Genomic DNA, 20,773 nt, shown 5'->3' on the forward strand with positions numbered 1-20,773 from the left:
GAGCCCGGAATCCATACTCCCGATCGTGGTTATGGATTCCGGGCCTGGCCCTGCGGGCCATCCCGGAATGATGAAAGAGAGAGTTCGACCAAATGACAAAACTCAGCGAAGCCACCCGCAACAAGCTCAAATCCGTCTCCACGGCCACAGTGGCCACCGCCTTGTTCAAGCGCGGCCTGCGGATCCAGATGATCCAGGACGTGCATCCGCTCGGTGCCGACCAGCCGACCATGGTCGGCGAAGCCTTCACGCTGCGCTACATGCCGGCGCGCGAGGATCTCAACACCATCGACGTCTTCAAGGATCGCTCCCATCCGCAGCGCAAGGCGGTCGAGGATTGTCCGGCAGGCAGCGTTCTGGTGATGGACAGTCGCAAGGACGCGCGCGCGGCCTCGGCCGGCGCGATCCTGGTGACGCGCTTGATGAAGCGCGGTGTCGCCGGTGTCGTCACCGACGGCGGCTTTCGCGATTCCGCCGAGATCGCCAAGCTCGGCATCCCCGCCTATCACCACCGCCCGTCGGCGCCGACCAATCTCACGCTGCACCAGGCGATCGAGATCAACGTGCCCATCGGCTGCGGCGATGCGCCGGTGTTCCCCGGCGACGTCATTCTCGGCGACGCCGACGGCGTGATCGTGATCCCCGCCCATCTCGCCGACGAGATCGCCAACGAAACCTTCGAGATGACGGCGTTTGAGGATTTCGTCACCGAGGAAGTCGGCAAGGGACGTGGCATCTTCGGTCTCTATCCCGCCACCGATCCGCAGACGCTCACCGACTTCGCGGAGTGGCGGAAGAAGAACGGCCGCTAAACCAAAACGAACTCACGTCAAGAAACGAGCCGGCGCATCAAGCGCCGGCCTTTTAGCAAGCAGGGAGGATTTCAATGAATTTCACGCGACGTAACCTCATGGCCGCCGCCGGCGCAGCGGCAGCATCGACGCTTCTCGCCCGCGCCGCCGGCGCCCAGTCGTTCCCGTTCACGCCGAACCAGCGCTACCCCGATCCCGCCGTCCAGATCCTCGATCCCAGCTTCGCAAAATACCGGCTCTATTCCTCGACGGTCGAGCAGGTCGCATCAGGCATGCGCTGGGCCGAAGGCCCGGCCTATTTCCCCGAGGGCGGCTATCTCCTGTTCTCGGATATTCCCAACAACCGGATCATGAAGTTCGACGAGAAGACCGGCCAGACCAGCGTGTTCCGCGCCAATGCCAATTACGCCAATGGCAATGCGCGCGACCGCCAGGGCCGTCTCGTCACCTGCGAGCACTCCGTGACCCGCCGCATCACCCGCACCGAGACGGACGGCACGATCACCGTGCTCGCCGACAAGTTCGAGGGCAAGCGGCTGAACGCGCCGAACGACATCGTGGTGAAATCGGACGACAGCATCTGGTTCACCGATCCGCTGTTCGGCATCAATGGCGAGTGGGAGGGCAAGAAGGAAAAGGCCGAGCAGGCCACCACCAACGTCTACCGCATCGCCAAGGACGGCAAGATCAGTGCCGTCCTCACCGACCTCGTCAATCCCAACGGCCTTGCCTTTTCGCCGGACGAGAAGAAGCTCTACATCGTCGAGTGGAAGGGCACGCCCAACCGCAGCATCTGGAGCTACAATGTCGGCGACGACGGCGCGCTCAGCGGCAAGACCAAGCTGATCGACGCCGCCGACCAGGGCTCGCTCGACGGTTTCCGCGTCGACCGCGACGGCAATCTCTGGTGCGGCTGGGGCTCCAACGGCGCGCTGCAATCCGAGCCGACCGATGTCGGCGGCCGCAAGGTGTTTCAGCTCAAGGCCAGGCCCGAAGATCTCGACGGCGTCATGGTGTTCAACGCGGACGGCAAGCCGCTCGCCTTCATCAGGTTGCCCGAGCGCTGCGCCAATCTCTGCTTCGGCGGCCCGAAGAACAACCGGCTCTACATGGCGAGCAGCCATTCGGTCTATGCGCTGTATGTCGAGGCGCATGGAGCGGTGTGAGATATCTCGCGGCTCACACTCGATGTCGTCCCGGACAAGCGCAGCGAAGCGAAGCGCCGATCCGGGACCCATAGAAACAGGGAGAAGTTTGGCGAAGATCGCCAGTTAGAAAGTCTTCCGGTACGGCTACCCGCACTCCATCGATACATCACGCGGTATGGGTCCCCGCCTTCGCGGGGACGACAGCGGAAGGTGTTGCGACGGCTGCGGCTAACGCTACACCCCGGCCTCCGCCATCCCCGCCGCCCACAGCGCGAACGCATAGACGATCGCGACCTCATCGAGCCGGTCGAACCGCCCCGAGGCGCCGCCATGGCCGGCGCCCATGTTGGTGCGGAGCAGGACGGGGCCGCCGCCGCTCATGGTAGCGCGCAGGCGCGCGATCCATTTCGCCGGCTCCCAATAAGTCACGCGCGGATCGGTGAGCCCGCCCATCGCCAGGATCGCCGGGTACGCCTTCGCCGCGACATTGTCGTAGGGCGAGTAGGACAGGATCGTTCGAAAATCCTGCTCGCTCTCGATCGGGTTGCCCCATTCCGGCCATTCCGGCGGCGTCAGCGGCAGGGTGTCGTCGAGCATGGTGTTGAGCACGTCGACGAACGGCACCTCGGCGACGATCCCTGCGAACAATTCGCCGGCGCGGTTGGCGACCGCGCCCATCAGCATGCCGCCGGCCGAGCCACCATGGCCGACGATGCGCTTTGCGCTCGTGTACTTCGCGTCGATCAACGCCTGCGCGCTGGCGGCGAAATCGTCGAACGAATTCGTCTTCTTCTCGCGCTTGCCGTCGAGATACCAGCCCCAGCCCTTGTCGGCGCCGCCGCGGATATGGGCGATGGCGTAGACGAAGCCGCGGTCGACCAGCGACAGGCGGTTGGCGTTGAACGAGGCCGGCATCGCCATGCCGTAGGAGCCGTAGCCATAAAGCAGCAGCGGCGCCGTGCCATCGAGCTTGAGCCCGCGGCGGTAGAGGATCGACACCGGCACCTCGGCGCCGTCATGCGCCTTTGCCGTGATGCGCGTGGTGACGTAATCGGCCGCGTTATGGCCCGACGGAATCTCCTGGCGCTTGCGCAAGGTGCGCGTGCGCTTGACCATGTCGTAGTCATAGACTTCCGACGGCGTCGTCATCGACGAATAGGCAAAGCGCAAATTCGTCGTCTCGAATTCGTAGGAGCCCATCGTATCCAGCGAATAGGCGGCCTCATCGAAGGCGATGGCATGCTCCTCGTTCGAGACGAGATCGCGGATCACGATCGCCGGCAGCGCATTGGCGCGCTCCAGCCGCACCAGATGGCCGGCATAGAGATCGAGGTCGATGAGGTAGATGCCGGGACGATACGGGATCAGATCGCGCCAGTTCTTGCGCTCGGGCGAAGAAAGCGGCGCGGTGACGATCTTGAAGTCGATGGCATCGTCGGCATTGGTGAGGATGAAGAGCTGATCGCCGCGATCGGCCAGCGAATATTGCACGCCTTCCTCGCGCGCCGCGACGAGGCGCGGCGGCGCCTCGGGGTTGGCGAGATCGATCAGCCGCTGCTCCGAGGTCTCGTGGTCGCCGCCGGCGATTACGCAGAAGCGGCCGCTGGTGCTCTCGTGCAGATGGGTGAACCAGCCGGCATCCTGCTCTTCATAGATCAGCGTGTCGTCGGCCTGTTTGGTGCCGAGCCTATGCCGCCACACCTGCATCGGCCGATGGTTGTCGTCGAGCTTCACATAGAAGAAGCTCTTGCAATCCGCGGCCCAGACCACGCCGCCATCGGTCTCCTCGACCACGTCGTCGAGATCCTTGGCCGTAGCCCAGTCGCGCACGCGGATCGAAAAATATTCCGAGCCCTTGGTGTCGGCGCTCCAGGCCTGCAGCTTGTGATCATACGAGTGCCGGCTGCCGCCGAACCTGAAATATTTGTGGTCTTTGGCAAGCGCATCGCCGTCGAGCACGATCTCGCCGTCGCCGCCGTCGCGCGGCATGCGGCCGAACAGCTCGTGCTGTCCACCCCCGCGAAACCTGCGGAAATAGGCAAACGGGCCGTCCGGCGACGGCACGCTGGAATCGTCCTCCTTGATCCGCCCGCGCATCTCCCGCACCAGTGTCTTCTGCAGGCCGGCGGTGTGGCCGAGCAGGCTGTCGGTGTAGACGTTCTCCTCATCCAGATATTTGCGGATGTCGGGATCCAGCACCTTGGGATCGCGCAGCACCTCCTGCCATTTCGCGTCCTTCAGCCAGGCATAATCGTCGGTAACGGTGATCCCGTGCCGCGTGAAGGAATGCGGCCGGCGCGGGGCGACGGGGGGCTGGGAAGGGGTTTTGGCCTGGGTCACTCGGTCCTCATCTCAATACGTGTTCCATCTTATATCGTCCCGATTCCACGAATTGCCAGCACGACTCCGCCAGGCCTGCCGGGTTGTTGACCGGCCCCTTGTATGCTTTACGGACCAATATCCCCGCCGCCGGTCCAGCCTGATGCTGTTCAATTCCTACCCGTTCATCCTGTTGTTCCTGCCCGTCGTTCTGGCCGGCTATTTCTGGCTCGGGCGGCGCAGCAATCTCACCCCGGTGATCTGGCTGGCGCTGGCCTCGCTCGCCTTTTACGCCATCGGCAACTGGCAGTTCGTGGCGCTGTTGCTGCTGTCGATCGCCTTCAATTACGGCGTCGGCCATCTCCTCATCGTGGCGAAGCTCGGCCCGTCGCACCGCAAGGCGGCGCTCGCGCTCGGTGTCGTCGGCGATCTTCTCGTGCTCGGCATCTTCAAATATGCCGGCTTCCTCACCGAGAACCTCAACGCCTTGTTCGGCACGCATGCCGCGGTTCACATCCTGCTGCCGGTCGGCATCTCCTTCTACACGTTCACGCAGATTGCGTTCCTGGTGGACGCCTATCGCGGGCAGGTCGCAGCCTATGCGCTGCCGCACTACGCGCTGTTCGTGACTTATTTCCCGCATTTGATCGCCGGGCCGATCCTCCACCACAAGGACATGATCCCGCAATTCGAGCGGAAGGAGACCAAGCGTCCGGACGGACATCTCATGTTGTGCGGTGTCATCATCTTTGCCATCGGCCTGTTCAAGAAGACCTGTCTCGCCGACGGCATCCAGCCGCTGGTCGCACTCGCCTTCGAGGCGCGGTCGCCGAGCTTCGACCAGGCCTGGCTCGGCGCACTTGCCTACACGTTCCAGCTCTATTTCGATTTCTCCGGCTATTCCGACATGGCGATCGGGATCTCGCTGATGTTCGGCATCTTCCTGCCCGTGAATTTCAACTCGCCCTACAAGGCGTCCAGCATCGTCGAGTTCTGGCGCCGCTGGCACATGACGCTGTCGCAATTTTTGCGCGACTATCTCTATATCCCGCTCGGCGGCAACCGCCACGGCCGCGTGCTGCGCTACCTCAATTTGATGATCACGATGCTGCTGGGCGGGCTTTGGCACGGTGCGGCCTGGACTTTTGTCATTTGGGGCGCGCTGCACGGGGCCTATCTCTGCGTCAATCACGCTTTCAACGCCCTGATGCCAACCATTCCGTCGGTCCTTGCGCGTCCGGTTCGCATCGCCGGAGCAGCGCTGACGTTCCTCGCCGTCGTCGTCGCCTGGGTGTTCTTCCGCGCCGAGAGCGTCGCATGGGCGCTGCGCGTCCTTCACGCCATGGCCGATCCCTCGAACATCGTCTTTGGCCGTGAGGAGATCGCGGCGCTGGTGCTGATCTCCATCTACGCTGCGCTGGTGTGGCTGGCGCCGAACACGCAAGGCATCTTGGGATACGATCACGCTAACCGCCGGGTCGGCGAGAACTTGCGGGCAGGGCGCATGCGGCCGCTGTTTCTCTATGGCGCATCGCTGGTGCTTGCGTTCGGCATCTTGGGCATCCAGAGCCACAGCGAATTCATCTATTTCCGGTTCTGATGCGCGGGCCGTTCACCAGTCTCAAGCGTCTTCTGCTCGCGAGCATCGCATTCGTGCTCGGTGCGGCCGTGCTCACCTACGTCGTCGATCCCCTGCAGCTGTTCCGCCCGTCGCGCACCGCCTTCTATTCCGACGATACGCGCGTGCAGAATGCCGGGCTGATCCGCAGCCAGTCGTTCGACGCCGTCTTCATGGGCACCTCGCTCGCGATCCATTTCCGCCAGAGCGACATCGACCGTGCGCTCGGCGTTCGCTCGCTCAAGCTGGCGATGACCGGCTCCAACTCACGCCAGCAGGCCTTCGTGCTGGAGCAGGCGATCGACCGCGGCGCGAGGCGCGTGATCTGGGCGATGGACGATTTCATCTTCGTCGATGCGGCCGACATCGAGGCCGATCCCTATCTGTCCGTCGATCTCTATCGCGGCACGACCAAGGGCATCGCGTCCTATCTGTTCAGCGCCGCGATGGCGAAAGAGGCGCTGTTCGCGCTGCTGCGGTCGGTCCCGCCGTTGCAAGGGCCGCTGACTCGCGCGGCGCCGTTTCTTCCCGTCAAGTTCGCGCTGGCTGATGTCGACGACATCTACGCGCTGCCGCGGGATTTCGATGTCGCGCGCGAGTACAATGCGAAGAGGACGCTCGCCGCCTTCGCCTACATCACGAGCCCCATGCGCAGCCGCTTTCTCGGCGAAGGCTACGGCTATGACGCCATGGCCGGGCATTTCGAGCGCGATGCCGTCGGCCTGATCACGCGCCACCCCGACGTGACCTTCGACATCTACTTCCCGCCCTATTCGGTCCTGCAATTCGTTGCAATGCGCGATGCCTCGCCCGAGACGCTGAAGATCGTCACTGACCTGACGGCAGTCGTCGCGCAGCGCCTCACGCAGCTTCCCAATGTGCGTCTGCACGATTTCCGCGCGATCAAGGCGGTGACGCACGATCTCGATAATTACGGCGACGTCATCCACCATTCGCCGGCGGTGGACGCGATGGTGCTGCAGTGGCTGGCGAGTGGGAAGCATCGGGTCGATCCGAAGCAGCCGACGGCGTCGCTGGATGAGCTGAAGTCACAGGTCGAGGCGTATCGTGTGCCGAAGTAATCGCGGCAGACTCAGTCGTCGTCCCTGCGAACGCAGGGACTCATAACCCCAGGAAGGAGTTTGGCGAAGACAAGCAGCGAAAAGTCTGGGCGCGGTATTGCGACCGCGCCCCATCGATAAATCCCGCGGTATGGGTCCCTGCGTTCGCAGGGACGACAGCGTAGTATGTGGCGCCTCTACACCGCCACCTCGTCGCCGAGATACGCCACCGCCGCCTCCAGTCCGCCCATGCCGTGCGGGATCTTCAGGGCGTTCAGGCCGATCTCGATCACCCCGAGCGTGCCGAGCAGCATCGGCGCGTTGACATGGCCCATATGGGCGATGCGGAAGGCCTGGCCCGAGAGGTCGCCGATGCCGGTGCCGAGCACCACGCCGCACTTGTCCTTGCAATAGCGTTGCAGCGCCGCCGGATCATGGCCGTTGCTCATGGTCACCGTGGTCACGGTGTTGGAGCGCTCGCTGGCCTCCGCCACGTTAAAGCCGAGCACCTGGCCTTCCGACCATGCGCCAACCGCGCGGCGTGCGGCTTCGCCGAGCAGGCTGTGGCGGCGGAAGGCGTTCTCCAGGCCTTCCTCGTGCAGCATGTCGATCGCCTTGCGCAAAGCGAACAAGAGATGCACCGGCGCGGTGCCGGCGTATTTGCGGTAATTCTCGGTGCCATCGCGCTCGCTCCAGCTCCAATAGGGCGTCGACATGTTGGCCTTCTTGTGCACCTCGAGCGCGCGCGCATTGGCGGCGACGAAGCCGAGGCCGGGGGGCGTCATCAGGCCCTTCTGCGAGCCGGACATCGCAACATCGATGCCCCATTTGTCCATCTCGAACGGCATGCAGCCGAGCGAAGCGACGGTGTCGACCATGTACAGCGCCGGATGGCCGCTCGCCTTGATCGCCTTGCCGATCGCCTCGATGTCGTTCTGCACGCCCGAGGCCGTGTCGACCTGGACGACGACGACGGCCTTGATGGTGTGCTCCTTGTCGCGGCGCAGGCGCTCCTCGACCTCGTGCGGCCGCACCGCGCGGCGCCAGTCGCCCTTGAGCACCTCGACCTCGGCACCCATCAGCGCCGCCGCATTGCCCCAGCCGATCGCGAAACGGCCACTCTCCAGCACCAGCACCTTGTCGCCGCGCGACAGCACGTTGCTCAGCGCCGCTTCCCAGGCGCCGTGGCCGTTGGCGATGTAGATGTAGGACTTGCCCTTGGTCGAGAACAGTTTCGAGATGTCGCCGAGCAGGCTCTCGGTCAGGTCGAGCATCTCCTTGGAGTAGATGTCGATCGCCGGACGATGCATCGCCCGCAGCACCTCGTCGGGCATGGTGGTGGGCCCGGGGATGGCCAGAAATTCCCGGCCCGCGCGAACGGTCATTGCTCTTGATCCTTGTTGCTTGAGAACGGACTGGTGAGTTTGTTGAATCAGGTTTTACGCGCCGTGAACCGCCAAGAAAAGCACGCAAAACGCAGGTCTGGGGCTCTCATCTCTTGGTCTCGCGGCAGCCGGCGGCTTCCGCCTCTTCGACCGAGCAGAACCAGCGGGTGCCCTTGCTGATCTTCATCTTGATCTGGGTGTACCAGCGGCTGGTCGGCTGGTGAAAGATGCATTCTCCGGCGCTGTTGACGTTGCCCTTGATGGTGCAATCCGGGGAGGGCGCCACCGGTCCCGAGGCCGAGGCGAGCAGCACCGCATGCGCCCCGTCGGGCGGCTTGGTGGCGCCGAGGATGACGGTCTTCTTGTTGCGCTCACGCCAGTCCCAGGGCGCGATGAAGGCGCCCTGCCACATCCCGGCTTTTGCCTCACGCGCGGCGGCCTCGTCGGGCTCGTAGTCCTTGGAGATGCGGGTGTAGGCCAGCGCCCAGCCGCTGCGCACCAGCCATTTCTGGATGTCCTCGCCGCCGACCTCGCAGCGCGCCACGGTGCGGCCGCGCCGGTCGATCGAACGGGTATGGCAGACCCAGCTCTTGCCCTCGGCGTATTTGGCGAGCTCGTCCCGCGCCGCGACGCCGCAGGTCCAGCGTTCGCTCTTGGTGTTGAGGCAGAGCTGGTCGACCGCGGGCGCATCGATGCCGCCGAGCCGGATCCGCGTGTTGCCGATCACCACGGCATCGCCGGCGCGCACCTTTGCCGTGCCGGTGATGTCCGTGGCCAGTGCCAGTGACGGGAGAGCGAGGAGAGACAGCGCAATCAGGACTTTTCGCAACATGCCGGCCCGCGTGTGATGAAATGTCGATAGAGCGCGCGATTGTGGTCGGCTTTTGGCCATCGGGCCAGCTTATGCTCAACAGATAGGCTTTCAACTTCCCGTCATTGCGGGAGGTCTCTCGGCTCGTGTCCCGGACGCGGTGCGGCGTGTAACGCCGCTCCGCAGAGCCGGGACCCAGAAATCCACAGACACATCTCGCGGAGGCATGGGCCCCGGCTCTGCAGCGCACCGCACCGGACGATGCTTCGCATCGCCGGGGGCGCTGCGCTGCGTCCGGGGCACAGGTACAGTGCGCCCTCACCCCCGCGTCATCGCCCGCTTCGCTACCGCGAGCCCCATCAGCACGAACGCCGACGTCACCTCCGGCCCGCCCACCAAAATCCGCGTCGGCGTCTTCATCTTGTTCCACTCATAGGCGCGGAACGGGCCGCGGCGGCCGCCTTCGCCGAGACCGGCGACGATCACGTTCAGTGCCGGCGCGAAGGCGCGCGGGTCGGCGCCGAGATGGCCGAGCGCGATCAGCGCCAGCGCCGCGTCGAACACGTTCATCTCCGCGGCCATCAGCTCGCCCTTGACGTAAGACAGCACGCGATGGCGGATGAAGTCGAAATCGCCTGCGGGATCGATCGCGGCCTGGGCCGCCAGCGGCAGCGCCAGGAACGCCGCATAGCAGCGGCCGAAATAGGCACTGTAGAGCTCGGGCAGATAATAGATGTGCGAGCGCGGATTGGCGAAGGCGCCGCTCGCCGCCAGCCGCTTCTGGAAGCCGATGATGCGGTGCACCGTGGCGAGCCGCGCCGGCGTCTCCAGAATTTTCCAGCGCGCCAGGTTGCGAAAGCTCACCTCGAGAATGTCGAGATTGAGCGTCGGATCGAGATCGTTGCCGTAGGGACGCTCGCCCTTGAGGTTGTCGATCCAGGTCGCGACGCCGCCCTCATAGTCGATATTGTCGTTGAGCGGCACGGTCACGCGCGGCTCGTTGACGCCGGCGCGCACCTGATAGCCGGCGTAGAAATCCAGCAGCGGCTGATCGATGATCTCATCAAGGCAGCCGGCCTGCGTCGCAGCGGAGATCGAGCAGGCCGTGGTGTCGCAATCCGGCACGTAAACGCCGAAGCCGAGATCCTGCTTGATCTGCGCGAAGTAACGGGAAAAGCGCGGATGCGGCGCGGGCGCCAGCGCGGTGACGACGTTGAAGCGCGCACCGTCGATGCCTTCGACCTCCTCGCGGCTGATGTTGACGCAGAAATCCACCATGTCGGCGATGGCGCGCTCGGCTGCAATCTTGTCGGCCGGCGAGGCAAGTCCGGTCTCGCCATAGCTCAGCAGCGCTTCGATGAAGAACGCATCGTAATAGGCCGAGCGGTGGCGGATCTGCACCGGTTCCCACATTGGTTCCGCGATGCCGGTCCAGGGCGGATTGACGACGGCACGCGCCGGCGTGCGCGCGATGAAGACACGGGCGAGGTTGAACAGCAGCGAGGAATTCTTGTAGCCGCGTGCGTTGAGGCCCGTGAGCGCCATGATCAGCTCGCGCCCACGAAAGTCAGGGTCGCCGATCAGATTGAAGGCGGCGTAGGTCGGCAGAAAGCCGTTTCGGCGGTACGAGCCGAGCAGATGCTGCGCGCAGTCGCGGATCACGCCGTCGATCTGCGCCTCTGGCGGCGCGGAGCCGGTGAACATCGCCGGCGGCGGCCTGGGATGGTCGAGCGCGATGCTGTCGACGAGATCGGCGACAGGCTGGCCGACCGCCGCCCAGTCCGGCTCGGCCTCGTCGCGGGCGCGCGCCAGCGCCGCGCGCAGCGCCGTCAGCCTGGCCTCGTCGCGCAGCTCGGGCAGTCCGGCCCGCCGCAGCAGCACCCGCAGCGCGGGGTTGCCGAGCGCGGTCTTGTAGAATTTGGCCAGATGCGGATCGCCGCTGGCCGCAGCAGACAAGACGGGATCGCAGACGTCGTAAAGCGAGGGGCCGTCCTTCCGCGCGGTCAGCGCCCGGCAGGCGGCGCCGGCAAAATAATGAAAGTTCATGAAATACCTGGTCGCGGGGCCTTTGGCGGGGTTTTGGCCGGGGGCCGGCCAGCGCGCTTCCTGCCACGCGCCACCCCCTGCAAGTCGTTGAAAAGGCTACCCGGATTCGCGGGAAATACAAATGTGATGGAAGTCACGGAAAAAGCCGGCACGAAGGCTGCATGATCGAGGCTCGAAAAGGCTGTCGGGGAGGGAAAACCAACAAATCTGCGCAGGAGAATTAACGAATATCGTCAGTGGCTTAGCTCAAATTTTGGGCAATCTATTGCCGGGCACCCTATATGCGGTTAAAGGTTTGTTTGGTGCGGCGCCGCAAATTGCGCGCAATTCGGGGGCACATCCCCGGCCAATCCCTCAAACCTAAAGACGCTATCGCGCTACTCAAACAGTGTGCGCGCGTGGGGCTGGTCTTTGGCACAGGAAACGAACGAGATGAATGTAAAGCAGCTCGACCTTTCCCGACGCACCATCGCGTTGGCCGCCGCCCTGATCGGCACGGTCTCGCTGGTGATCGGCGCCCATGCTGCTCTCAACATGCGCGCGATCGATGCTGCCAAGGCCGTCTCCACCGACCAGATCACCGGCTCGATCGGCCAGACCTCGCGCCTGGCGCTGGTCATCGGCAATGGACATTATCCCGACGCCAGCGCGCCGCTGACGCAGTCGATCAACGACGCCCGCGCGCTGTCCTCGTCGCTGCGCAAGAACGGTTTTGACGTCGACATGGTCGAAGACGCGACCAAGGACGACATGGTCCGCGCCGTGGGCCGCCTGAAGTCCCGGATCAAGCGCGACACCGTCGTCATGCTGTTCTTCGGCGGCTACGGCGTGCAGGCGGGACGCGAGAGCTACATGCTGCCGGTCGATGCCGTGATCTGGAAGGAAAGCGACGTCCGCCGCCAGGGCGTCTCGATCGACGGCGTGATCGACATGATGAAGGAGCAGGGCGCCAAGGCCAAGCTCGTCGTCGTCGACGCCTCCCGCCGTAACCCTTACGAGCGCCGCTTCCGCTCCTACAGTCACGGTCTCGCGCCGATCAGCGCGTCCGACAACGCACTGATCCTGTCCTCGGCTTCGCCCGGCAAGGTCGTCGACGACGGCAAGGGCGAGCACAGCGTGCTGGTCAGCGAGTTCCTGAACAACCTCAGTGCGAAGGGCAGCGCCGAAAGCGTCTTCAACAAGACCCGCGTCGCCATCTCCCGCGCCAGCGAAGGCGACCAGGTCCCGACCGTGTCGTCGTCCTTGCTCGAGGACGTCCATTTCGGCGAAGCCGGCGGCTAGTTTTTCTCTCGCGTCTTGTGACGCAATCGTAGGGTGGGCAAAGGCGCATCGCGCCGTGCCCACCATCTTTCCAGGATTTGGATAGAGGACGTGGGCACGCTCCGCTTTGCCCACCCTACAGCATGCTATCAAATTTACGATCTCTCGTGCCCCGGACGCGGCGCATCATGCAATGATGCGACGCTGAGCCGGGCCAGTTTTTTGACCGTTGCTGTGTGACGAGATGGGTCCCGGCTCTGCGCAGCAGCGTTACACGCTGCAGCGCGTCCGGGACACGAGGAAGCCTACTTCGCCGCTTCCGCGGCCATCACCGGGCGCACCGGATCGCCTTCGCGCAGGAGCGCGCCGGCGCGGGCGACGACGACATCGCCGTCGTTGAGGCCGTCACGGACCTCGATATTGCCGCCCGACATCAATCCGACCTCGACACGCTTGGTCTCGACGCGGTTGCGGCGGATCACCTGCACCACGGTGCCGGCGGATGAATATTGCACGGCGGTCAGCGGCACCGCGACGTTGCAGCTCTGCCCGGTCTTGATCAGCGCGCGTCCGCTCGCCTTCAGCAGCAGCCGCTTCTGCGAGGAGATGCCGATATAGACCATGCCCTGCTGGATGTTCGGCTCCACGGTCGGACCGATGCGGCGCACCTTGCCGTCGATGTCGCCGGCGCCCGCGATCCGCACGGTCGCCGGCTGATTGACCGCGAGCTTGCGCATGTCGGTGGTCGCCACCAGACCGACGAGATCGTATTCGCTGCGCGCCACGATCGTGAACAAGGCCTCGCCCTTGGCCGAGGCGAAGTTGCCGATCTGGGCGGTCGACGTCGCGATCACGCCCGCCACCGGTGCGGTGACCTGCAGCGTGCCGCCCTCGGGGAGCGCCAGCCGCGCCAGCACCTGGCCGGCGGTGGTGGTGTCGCCGGCTTCGGCCAGCACATCCGTGACCTTGAGGCCCGGACGTTCGGGCCGCACCGAGGTTTCCTCCCGCGCGATGATCGTGCCGGTGGCCTCGACGATGTCGGAGAAGCAGGACTTTGCGACTTTCAGCACCGTGACCGCCGGCCCCCTGGGCGCGTCGTCATCGGCGGCTGCGGCCGGATCGGGACCGAGGATGAGCATGCCGGCGACGGCTGCGGGGCACAGGCTTCGAACGACGGCACGGGGCAAATGACGCATCGGAAATTCCACGGGGGCTATGCCTCCAATCGATAGCAGATGGCAGGGCTGCGGACTACGGCAGCGTTGTCCCAAAAAGGGTGGCCACGCCGCCGCGGGCCGTCGCAGCAAGTCTTTGATTAGTCGCTGGATTGGGCAACAGGTTCGCTTTTCCCGGGCGGGCGCGCCGCGGTCGGCACTACTCCCAAAGTGCCGCCGATCACGGTCTTCTCATCTGCCGGGGGCGCCTGTAAGGAACTAGAATCAGGATGACGCGGCAGGGCGGCCGCACAGCTCATGGTCGAGGCGGGATGCAACGGTTCGTTTGCGAGCAGAATATCGTTCATTTCGAGCGGCTGCTCAATGAAACGGCCGACCCGACGGTCCAGAACACCGTGCGCGCGCTGCTCGCATCGGCCAAGCGCCAGTTGGCGCTGCTGAACTCGGCGGCATCAGGGGCCGATACGACGCCGTTCGAACAGCGCCGGCGGCAGCACGGCGACACCGACACGATCCGGCAGCAATTCCAGCCCGAATTCGATGCCTCCCCGCATCCCTATATGCTGCTGGACCCGGGGCCGGGCCTCGTGATCGTCGACGTCAACGATGCCTATGCAGCCGCGACTTTGACCAGCCGGGCCGAAATCGTCGGCCGCTCGCTGTTCGAGATGTTCCCTGATAATCCCGACGATCCGCTCGCCGATGGCGTCAGCAATCTCTACAGCAGCTTGAGGATCGTCGGCGAAACCGGGCGGGCCCATGCCATGGCGATCCAGCGTTACGACATCCGCGATCCCGGCGGCACCTTCGTCGAGCGTCATTGGCAGCCGATCAACTCGCCGATCCACGACACGACGGGCCGTCTGGTCTATCTGCTGCACCATGTCGAGGACGTCACGGCGCAGGTCACGGCACAGGTCGCGGCGCGGGCCTAAACGGCCCGTCAGCCGCGGCGCTCACCCAGCAGCTTGCCGTTGGCCCGGTCGATCAAATGCAGGCGCGTGCAGGCCGGACAGGACACCGACACATGCGTGCGGTCGGCGGGCTCGTCGCCGAGCCGATGCTGCACGTTCATGCCGGTCTGCGGGCATTTGAAGACGATCTGACGGTCCATGACCGATGATATGACGACAAGGCGCGCCTTCCGAAATTACGGATGATTACGTAGGTCGGCGGCGGCGCCCCTCACGGCAGGTTCAGGAACTCCACCCAGTTCGGCTTCTTGCCGGTGGGGTAGGATTTCAGCCTGGCCAGCGCGCCGCTGCCCTGGTCGATCGCATAGACCGTCATGCTGTCGGAGAGCTCGCCGACCGCGGCGAGGTAGCGCCCCGTGGGATCGATGTGGAAGCCGCGCGGCTGCTTCTCGGTCGGCACGCTGCCGATCGTGGTCAGCTTGCCGCTGGCGGCGTCGACCTTGTAGGCGGTGAGCGTGTTGGTGGTGCGCTCGGAGGCGTAGAGGAAGCGGCCGTCCAGAGTGATGTGGATGTCGGCGGCCCAGGGTTTTCCCGAAAAGCCTTCCGGCAGCGCCGTGGTGCGCTGGATCTCGTCCCAGGCGCCGCTCCTGGCCTCGTAGGTGAATGCGGCGACGTCGCCGTTCAGCTCGTGGATGAGATAGACGAACTTGCCATTGGGGTGGAATACGAAGTGCCGCGGCCCGGATTTCTCCGGCACTTTGTGGGCGGGCGGATCGTTCGGCGTCAGCGTGCCGGTCGTGGCATCGAACGCGAAGCCCAGCACCTGATCGGAGCCGAGATTGGTTGCGAACACGAAGCGGTTGTCGGGCGAGGTCAGGAAGGCGTGCGCGTTCAGCCCGGTCGGGATCACCTGCTTCGGCTCGCCGGCGACGCCGTTGGCGGAAAGCGGATTCAGCGCGACCTTGTTGCCGCCATAGGAGGCGCTGAACAGGAATTTTCCGCTGCGGTCGACGGCGATGTTCGCCATGCTGTCCGCGAGCGGTCCGTTGCCGATAGGACTGAGCTGGCCCGTCTTGGGATCGATCGCAAAGCTGACCGCCTGGAATGGCTGCGAGCGGACACCGGCAATCAGCACGCGGTGGTCGGGCGTGATCGCGAGCGGCGTCGAGGAGCCGGGCTTGTCGACGCCCTTGAAGACGGCCGTCTGCACGGGCGTCATCTCGCCGCTCTCGGTCATCTTGAACACGCTGATGTCGTTGCTGTCGGCGTTGCCGACATAGGCGAAGGTCTCGGCCATGCCGGCGTGGACTCCAGAAATGAGAGTGAGGGCTGCGAACAGGGTGGTGGCGATCGCAGCGCGTGGCGCTTTGGATGCGATGCGTCGGGTCGATCTCAACATGGGCTCCTCCTGAGGGCCGGTCGCGGCCTTGTCGTTTTGCCGGCGAGGATAGCGGGTGGCGCGCCGCCGCACCAAATTCCAGTTGGGATCGATCGATGCCGAAATTGTATCGGTCGCCGGAGAACGGCTACCGCATCGCCGCGGTCCGGGAGGGCAGATGCGGACTGGACGGATGAGCGGGTGGTCCGAGCACAGTCCAGACGGCGACCGCCACCAGAGCGGACGTCAGGATGGTCCAGGTGATGAGTCGTTTCCGCATCTGGTCGAATCCGTCGCTGTCATGAAGCTGCGGGGCACCGGAATCGTGCACTGCAAACCGCGGCAATCCTATGAACTCGTTCACAGGCGAAAACGGCCGGCGCAAGGCGAACCAATGCCGCGCGAGCGCATTGAACCGGCATGCCCCGTGAAAACGATCTCGAAGGTAAGCCCGACATGGGCGGCAAGCATGGCGGTCAGGCCGGCCAGCCCAAGTCGCCACGGCGCCCGCACCAAGGCGAACACGATGAGGACGTCGTGGCAAAGCGCCACACCGGCCAAACCGATCAGGCGTCGCCGCCGACCAAATCAAAATAGCGTCTTGCCGCGCGGTCCTGCCGCGCCTCGTGTTGGGAACCGCGGCATCGCTCTGCCGTTACCCGTTCCCGCAGGCTGAGAGATTGAAAACGGAGGCTGGCTCGTGTTTTGGATTTATTGGAACACCGCCTGGTCGCTGATCATCAGCGGCATCATGGTTGCCACCATCGTCAGCCACCCCGATTCCGAGTTTGTCGAAGTGCAGGCCGCCAGACGGTCGGTGTGAACATCCTGTCCTTGTGGAGTTCGTCGCGGCTCAAATCATGCTGCCCGGCATGAAGCAGCGGATGATGCGAACCAGCCCTTGAGCGGCGAGTTCGCGTATCGGCCGTCGTCGCGAGCCTGCGCGGCGAGGCCCCCTGCTCCCAGGATGTCGGTAGGTGACCCCTAAGCACGTTCTGAGCTGCTGGCGATCACAGCCGGGCTTCTGCCGCCGAGAACAGTCGTTCGCTCCGCGGTCCTGCAGTCTTATACCGCCGACATCGGGTCGACGTGTCCGGAGGGAACGGTTTCGTCTGGTTCTACAGGCAGCGTGAACTGAAAGATGGCGCCCCTCGGTTCATTTGCGCCGGCCCACATCCGTCCGCCGTGCGCCTCGATGATCGAATGGCAGATGGCCAGACCCATGCCCATCCCCTTGGATTTTGTGGTGAAGAAGGGGTCGAAGAGGCGGTCCATCGTCCTCGGGTCCAGTCCCGGACCAGAATCCCGCACGCTGACGAATACGCCGTTCGAGGCAGTTCTGCCGGTGCTGATCAGCAGATCCCGCGCCCCATCGCCCATTCCGCCCATCGCCTCGACTGCATTGATGATCAGGTTGAGGATCACCTGTTGAACCTGGACCCGATCCGCTTGAATCGGTGGAAAGCCCTCCGCAAGTCGCGTCCGCACCAGGACGCCATTCTTGGCCGCTTCGAGACGGGTCAGGGCGATGACCTCAAGTACCACCGCGTTGATCTCCAACGCTACCCTCTGTTGAGGCGCCTTCTTCACCAGGGCCCGGATCCGCCCGATTACATCGCCGGCTCGCAGACCGTCGTTGACGATACAATCGAACATCTGCCGGACCTGCTCCAGATTCGGCGGCTGGGCAGCCAGCCAGGACAATCCGGCCTCGGCATTGGTGACCATCGCCGTGATCGGCTGGCTGACTTCATGGGCGATCGAGGCCGCGAGCTGCCCCATCATGGTGACGCGATTGGCGTGCGCGAGCTCCGCCTGCGCAGAGCGCAAGGCTTCTTCGGCCCGCTTGCGTTCGGTGATGTGCCGCCCGACGCCGCGGTAGCCGACGAAGCGGCCCGTCTTATCGAACACCGGCAGCCCCGAGACGGACACATAGCGCTTGCTGCCGTCGCGTGCCGGCCTAGCGAGCTCAAAATCACGGAACGACAGATGGGCATCGAGCGTTTCCCGGTGCTTGCGCCAGGCCTCTGCGTCAGGCTCAAGGTAAGGCACTTCCCAGCGCGTCTTACCGATCTCCGACTCCGCCGCCGGCGCGTCGACGAGGCTCTCCGCGAATTCCTGGCGGGTAAAGCGATGCTGCGCGTCGGTCTCCCAGTACACGTCGAAGGAGAATTGCACGAGGGTGCGAAAGCGCTCCTCACTCTGGCGCAACGCCTCTTCCGCCCGCTTGCGCTCGGTCAAATCAAGGATGAAGCCAACGCCTTGATTTGTACCCTCTTCGAACATCGCCCCGCCGATTAGCACGGACACACGGCTTCCGTCCTTACGCAAATACTCCTTCTCGAATGGCGCGAGGGTCCCGATCAGCTCCAGCTCCGCAATGTTACGTGCGTCGAGGTCGCGCCATTCCGGCGGCGTCAGCATCGTACGGTGCAGGCGTCTCGCGGCGAGATCCTCGCGGTCGTAACCCACGATACGCAGAAACGCGTCATTGGCCTCAAGTATGCAACCTTCGAGGTTCCAGATCATGACCCCTATGATGTTGGAGTCGACGAGGCGTCGAATCTTCCTGTCGCGCTCCAGGAGATCGCTGTGGAGTTGCACGTTCTCCTCGGTCGCCTTTCTCCGCCGCTTCGTCTCGATCCGCGCGAGCACCATCGCGGTCCCCACCAGGACGGCGCCGATGACGCCGGCTGCGAGGCCAAGCCGCGTCCTGCGTCGTTCGAGGTCCCCGGCGCGCTTCTCCCAACCTACGAGCTGAAAACGCTCAACGTCCTGCAACAGGTCGATTTGCAATCGGATATCGTCCATGCCGCGGATCATTGCCTGGGCCGCCTGCCCGGATACGCGGGCCGCCGTTTTGACGAGGTCGTCGATCTCACGCAGCTTTTCTGAAATGATCAGAGCCAGATGTCCGGCGCGAAAACTCTGTAACGGATCGTTTGCGACCAGAGTCTGGAGCGCCTCAGTCTCCCGTCGTACGCTTTCGTCCGAGACGCCGTAAGCCTTGAGATAAGCCGGGTCGAGGGTGAGCAGATACCCGCTCCTTTCAGTCTCCAGGTCGACGATGATCGTCCGAAGCCGATCAAGGGTGTCAATGACCTGGCCGCTGTGCTCGAGCGAGAGATTGATCGCCTCGCCGTCACGCCAGCTTTGGAGACCGAGCAATCCGGTCACCGCGGACAACGTCAGAAGCGCTGCAATCACAGGGATCAGCGGTCGTGCAAACCATCGCGAAAAGTGGCTCCGAGCAAAAGCTGGCATCGGCTTCGTGTCTTCGGTGACCGCCCGGCGGTCGCGTGATAGAATGGCGGGCAGCGCATGCACGCAACGATAGCACATGCGCGTTGGCGCGGGACCCGGGAACCCAACATTCCCGGCCGCGCATCCCGGCTTCGCAATGGCGCGAACTGACGGATATGGCTCAGCTTCGCATCCTGTGAATGCCATAGCTGGGGGAGCACCATCATGGATGGAAACTCATCAAGCGGTCGCGCGCCCGTCAGCCGGCGCAGCTTCGTCAAGGGATTGGGCGCTGCGGGAGCAGTCTTGCCGGCCTTCACCATGTTACCGCGCACGAGCTTGGCCGTGGATGACCAGGCCTATGCCAGCGCCGCAATCGACTGGAAGCAGTTTGCGGGGCAGGCGATCACGCTCGCAGGTGCGATCCATCCCTGGTCCAGTGCGATCACGCCGCTGTTGCCGGATTTCACCAAGCTCACCGGCATCAACGTCGTGACCGACTTTGCACCGGAAACCACATACCTAAGCGCGATACCGATCAGGCTCGCACGCGGCAGCAGTACACCTGACGTTTGCATGTTCGCCACGTACGGCCAGGGCATCTCCGGAGGGTGGCTCGAGCCGCTGAACGCTTATTATTCCAAGAAGTCGCTGACCGATCTTGTTTGGTATGACGAGCGCGATCTTCTCAAGACCGCCCGGACTTTCTCGCTGTGGCCGGACGGCGAGAGATACGGCTTCACGATCACGTCCGAGGCGATGACCCTGTTCCTCAACAGCGAAATGTTGGCAGCCAAGGACTTGCCGGCTCCCCAGACTTTCGACGAACTGCTCGCGACCGCCAGGGCAGTCAAGACCGATGCGATATCGGGAATCGCGATGCGAGCCCAGGCGGGCGGCAATTCCACCCCAGCGGCCATGGCTTTCGTGTTCTCTTACGGTGGCGCCATGATCAAGGACAACAGGGCCGCTTTCGCGAGCCCTGAGGCGATCGCGGCCGTCGACATGTACGGACGGCTGCTCCGCGAGGCCGGGCCTATCGGGGTCGGCAGCTATGAATGGTACCAGGTGCTGGACGATTTCCTGCAGGGCAGGACAGCAATGGCGATCGATAGCAGCAACTTTGCGACCGACATCTCCAATCCAGCGAAGAGCCATGTCGCCAAGCAGGCGGGGTTTGCAGCCTTTCCGCATCTCCCCGGCCGCGAACCCGTCCCCTTCATGTCGCACTGGCAGGCGTGCATCAATTCCAAATCAAAGAACAAGCAGGCCGCTTTCCTGTTCCTGCTATGGGCAACGAGCAAGCCGACCTCGTTGCGGACCGCAGCTGCGGGACTGGCAACGACACGGCTGTCGGCCTGGTCGAGCGAGGCTTTCAATAACGCATTCGGCCGGCAAGCAGCCGAGGCAGCACTGAGCAACTTGCAAAAGGCCGATGTCGATCGCGCCAAGGCAATCCTTTTCCACCCGCAATCGAGACCCATCCAGGATGTCTTCATGATTGGCGTTAATGAAGTCGTGTCCGGAGTCAGATCGGCAAAGGATGCAATGATCGCCGCGGCTGAAAAGGCCAATGCCGCGATCCGTGGATAAGGGAGCCGTT

Annotated in this window: 18 protein-coding genes; 9 read left to right on the forward strand and 9 right to left on the reverse strand. The window is 64.2% G+C overall.

From position 1 onward, the window contains the following. Window positions 1-92: 92 nt before the first annotated feature. Both CIT37_RS02385 and CIT37_RS02390 read left to right on the forward strand, forming a co-directional pair. Window positions 93-812, forward strand: a complete 720-nt coding sequence (locus CIT37_RS02385) for a ribonuclease activity regulator RraA (protein ID WP_028143861.1) — start codon at window positions 93-95, stop codon at window positions 810-812. 74 nt (window positions 813-886) lie between these two features. Beyond that, the gene (locus tag CIT37_RS02390) at window positions 887-1,978 is read left to right on the forward strand and encodes an SMP-30/gluconolactonase/LRE family protein (RefSeq protein WP_028143862.1); all 1,092 of its coding nucleotides are present in this window, start codon (window positions 887-889) and stop codon (window positions 1,976-1,978) included. A gap of 216 nt (window positions 1,979-2,194) precedes the next feature. On the opposite strand, the gene CIT37_RS02395 is transcribed toward CIT37_RS02390, so the two are convergent. Beyond that, complete coding sequence (locus CIT37_RS02395; protein WP_095425508.1) at window positions 2,195-4,300, reverse strand: S9 family peptidase; 2,106 nt, start codon at window positions 4,298-4,300, stop codon at window positions 2,195-2,197. A gap of 142 nt (window positions 4,301-4,442) precedes the next feature. Between CIT37_RS02395 and CIT37_RS02400 the strand changes: the two genes are divergently transcribed. After that, entirely contained in the window at window positions 4,443-5,879 is a 1,437-nt protein-coding gene (locus tag CIT37_RS02400) for an MBOAT family O-acyltransferase (protein WP_095425509.1), read from the forward strand. After that, window positions 5,879-6,979 carry a hypothetical protein gene (locus CIT37_RS02405; protein WP_095425510.1) on the forward strand — a complete coding sequence of 367 codons (1,101 nt, stop codon included), beginning with the start codon at window positions 5,879-5,881 and terminating at the stop codon, window positions 6,977-6,979. Before CIT37_RS02400 ends, CIT37_RS02405 begins: the two co-directional genes overlap by 1 nt. Window positions 6,980-7,155: 176 nt before the next feature. On the opposite strand, the gene CIT37_RS02410 is transcribed toward CIT37_RS02405, so the two are convergent. The 3 genes from CIT37_RS02410 to CIT37_RS02420 form a co-directional block, all read right to left on the reverse strand. Next, window positions 7,156-8,343, reverse strand: coding sequence for a pyridoxal-phosphate-dependent aminotransferase family protein (locus tag CIT37_RS02410; RefSeq protein WP_095425511.1), 1,188 nt, complete (start codon window positions 8,341-8,343; stop codon window positions 7,156-7,158). A gap of 106 nt (window positions 8,344-8,449) precedes the next feature. Beyond that, entirely contained in the window at window positions 8,450-9,175 is a 726-nt protein-coding gene (locus tag CIT37_RS02415) for a thermonuclease family protein (protein WP_028143867.1), read from the reverse strand. Between the two features lie 297 nt (window positions 9,176-9,472). Continuing rightward, window positions 9,473-11,200 carry a hypothetical protein gene (locus CIT37_RS02420; protein ID WP_095425512.1) on the reverse strand — a complete coding sequence of 576 codons (1,728 nt, stop codon included), beginning with the start codon at window positions 11,198-11,200 and terminating at the stop codon, window positions 9,473-9,475. 432 nt (window positions 11,201-11,632) lie between these two features. Here CIT37_RS02420 and CIT37_RS02425 point away from each other — a divergent pair, with 432 nt between their 5' ends. Further along, on the forward strand, window positions 11,633-12,481 hold the full coding sequence (locus CIT37_RS02425; protein WP_028143869.1) for a caspase family protein: 849 nt from the start codon (window positions 11,633-11,635) through the stop codon (window positions 12,479-12,481). A 284-nt stretch (window positions 12,482-12,765) separates the two neighbouring features. Here the strand turns inward: CIT37_RS02425 and CIT37_RS02430 are convergent, their stop codons facing one another. After that, on the reverse strand, window positions 12,766-13,656 hold the full coding sequence (locus tag CIT37_RS02430; protein WP_028143870.1) for an efflux RND transporter periplasmic adaptor subunit: 891 nt from the start codon (window positions 13,654-13,656) through the stop codon (window positions 12,766-12,768). A 290-nt stretch (window positions 13,657-13,946) separates the two neighbouring features. Here CIT37_RS02430 and CIT37_RS02435 point away from each other — a divergent pair, with 290 nt between their 5' ends. Further along, window positions 13,947-14,570, forward strand: coding sequence for a PAS domain-containing protein (locus tag CIT37_RS02435; protein WP_095425513.1), 624 nt, complete (start codon window positions 13,947-13,949; stop codon window positions 14,568-14,570). 8 nt (window positions 14,571-14,578) lie between these two features. Here the strand turns inward: CIT37_RS02435 and CIT37_RS02440 are convergent, their stop codons facing one another. From CIT37_RS02440 to CIT37_RS02450, 3 genes are all read right to left on the reverse strand, one after another. Continuing rightward, window positions 14,579-14,749: a hypothetical protein gene (locus tag CIT37_RS02440; protein ID WP_018321596.1), complete on the reverse strand. Its 171-nt coding sequence runs from the start codon at window positions 14,747-14,749 to the stop codon at window positions 14,579-14,581. A 71-nt stretch (window positions 14,750-14,820) separates the two neighbouring features. Then, window positions 14,821-15,948: a lactonase family protein gene (locus CIT37_RS02445; protein ID WP_161966315.1), complete on the reverse strand. Its 1,128-nt coding sequence runs from the start codon at window positions 15,946-15,948 to the stop codon at window positions 14,821-14,823. 127 nt (window positions 15,949-16,075) lie between these two features. Then, window positions 16,076-16,207 (reverse strand): hypothetical protein, encoded by a 132-nt coding sequence (locus CIT37_RS02450; protein ID WP_256379486.1) that lies wholly within the window; start codon window positions 16,205-16,207, stop codon window positions 16,076-16,078. Between the two features lie 140 nt (window positions 16,208-16,347). Between CIT37_RS02450 and CIT37_RS02455 the strand changes: the two genes are divergently transcribed. Together CIT37_RS02455 and CIT37_RS02460 are read left to right on the forward strand one after the other, a co-directional pair. After that, window positions 16,348-16,524: a hypothetical protein gene (locus CIT37_RS02455; protein ID WP_154694121.1), complete on the forward strand. Its 177-nt coding sequence runs from the start codon at window positions 16,348-16,350 to the stop codon at window positions 16,522-16,524. Between the two features lie 103 nt (window positions 16,525-16,627). Then, complete coding sequence (locus CIT37_RS02460; RefSeq protein WP_256379453.1) at window positions 16,628-16,750, forward strand: hypothetical protein; 123 nt, start codon at window positions 16,628-16,630, stop codon at window positions 16,748-16,750. Between the two features lie 242 nt (window positions 16,751-16,992). Here the strand turns inward: CIT37_RS02460 and CIT37_RS02465 are convergent, their stop codons facing one another. Beyond that, complete coding sequence (locus CIT37_RS02465; RefSeq protein WP_174719468.1) at window positions 16,993-19,191, reverse strand: PAS domain S-box protein; 2,199 nt, start codon at window positions 19,189-19,191, stop codon at window positions 16,993-16,995. A gap of 204 nt (window positions 19,192-19,395) precedes the next feature. Between CIT37_RS02465 and CIT37_RS02470 the strand changes: the two genes are divergently transcribed. After that, window positions 19,396-20,763, forward strand: coding sequence for an ABC transporter substrate-binding protein (locus tag CIT37_RS02470; RefSeq protein WP_028143873.1), 1,368 nt, complete (start codon window positions 19,396-19,398; stop codon window positions 20,761-20,763). Window positions 20,764-20,773 lie beyond the last annotated feature (10 nt).

This window comes from Bradyrhizobium ottawaense (assembly GCF_002278135.3).
GTDB lineage: Bacteria > Pseudomonadota > Alphaproteobacteria > Rhizobiales > Xanthobacteraceae > Bradyrhizobium > Bradyrhizobium ottawaense.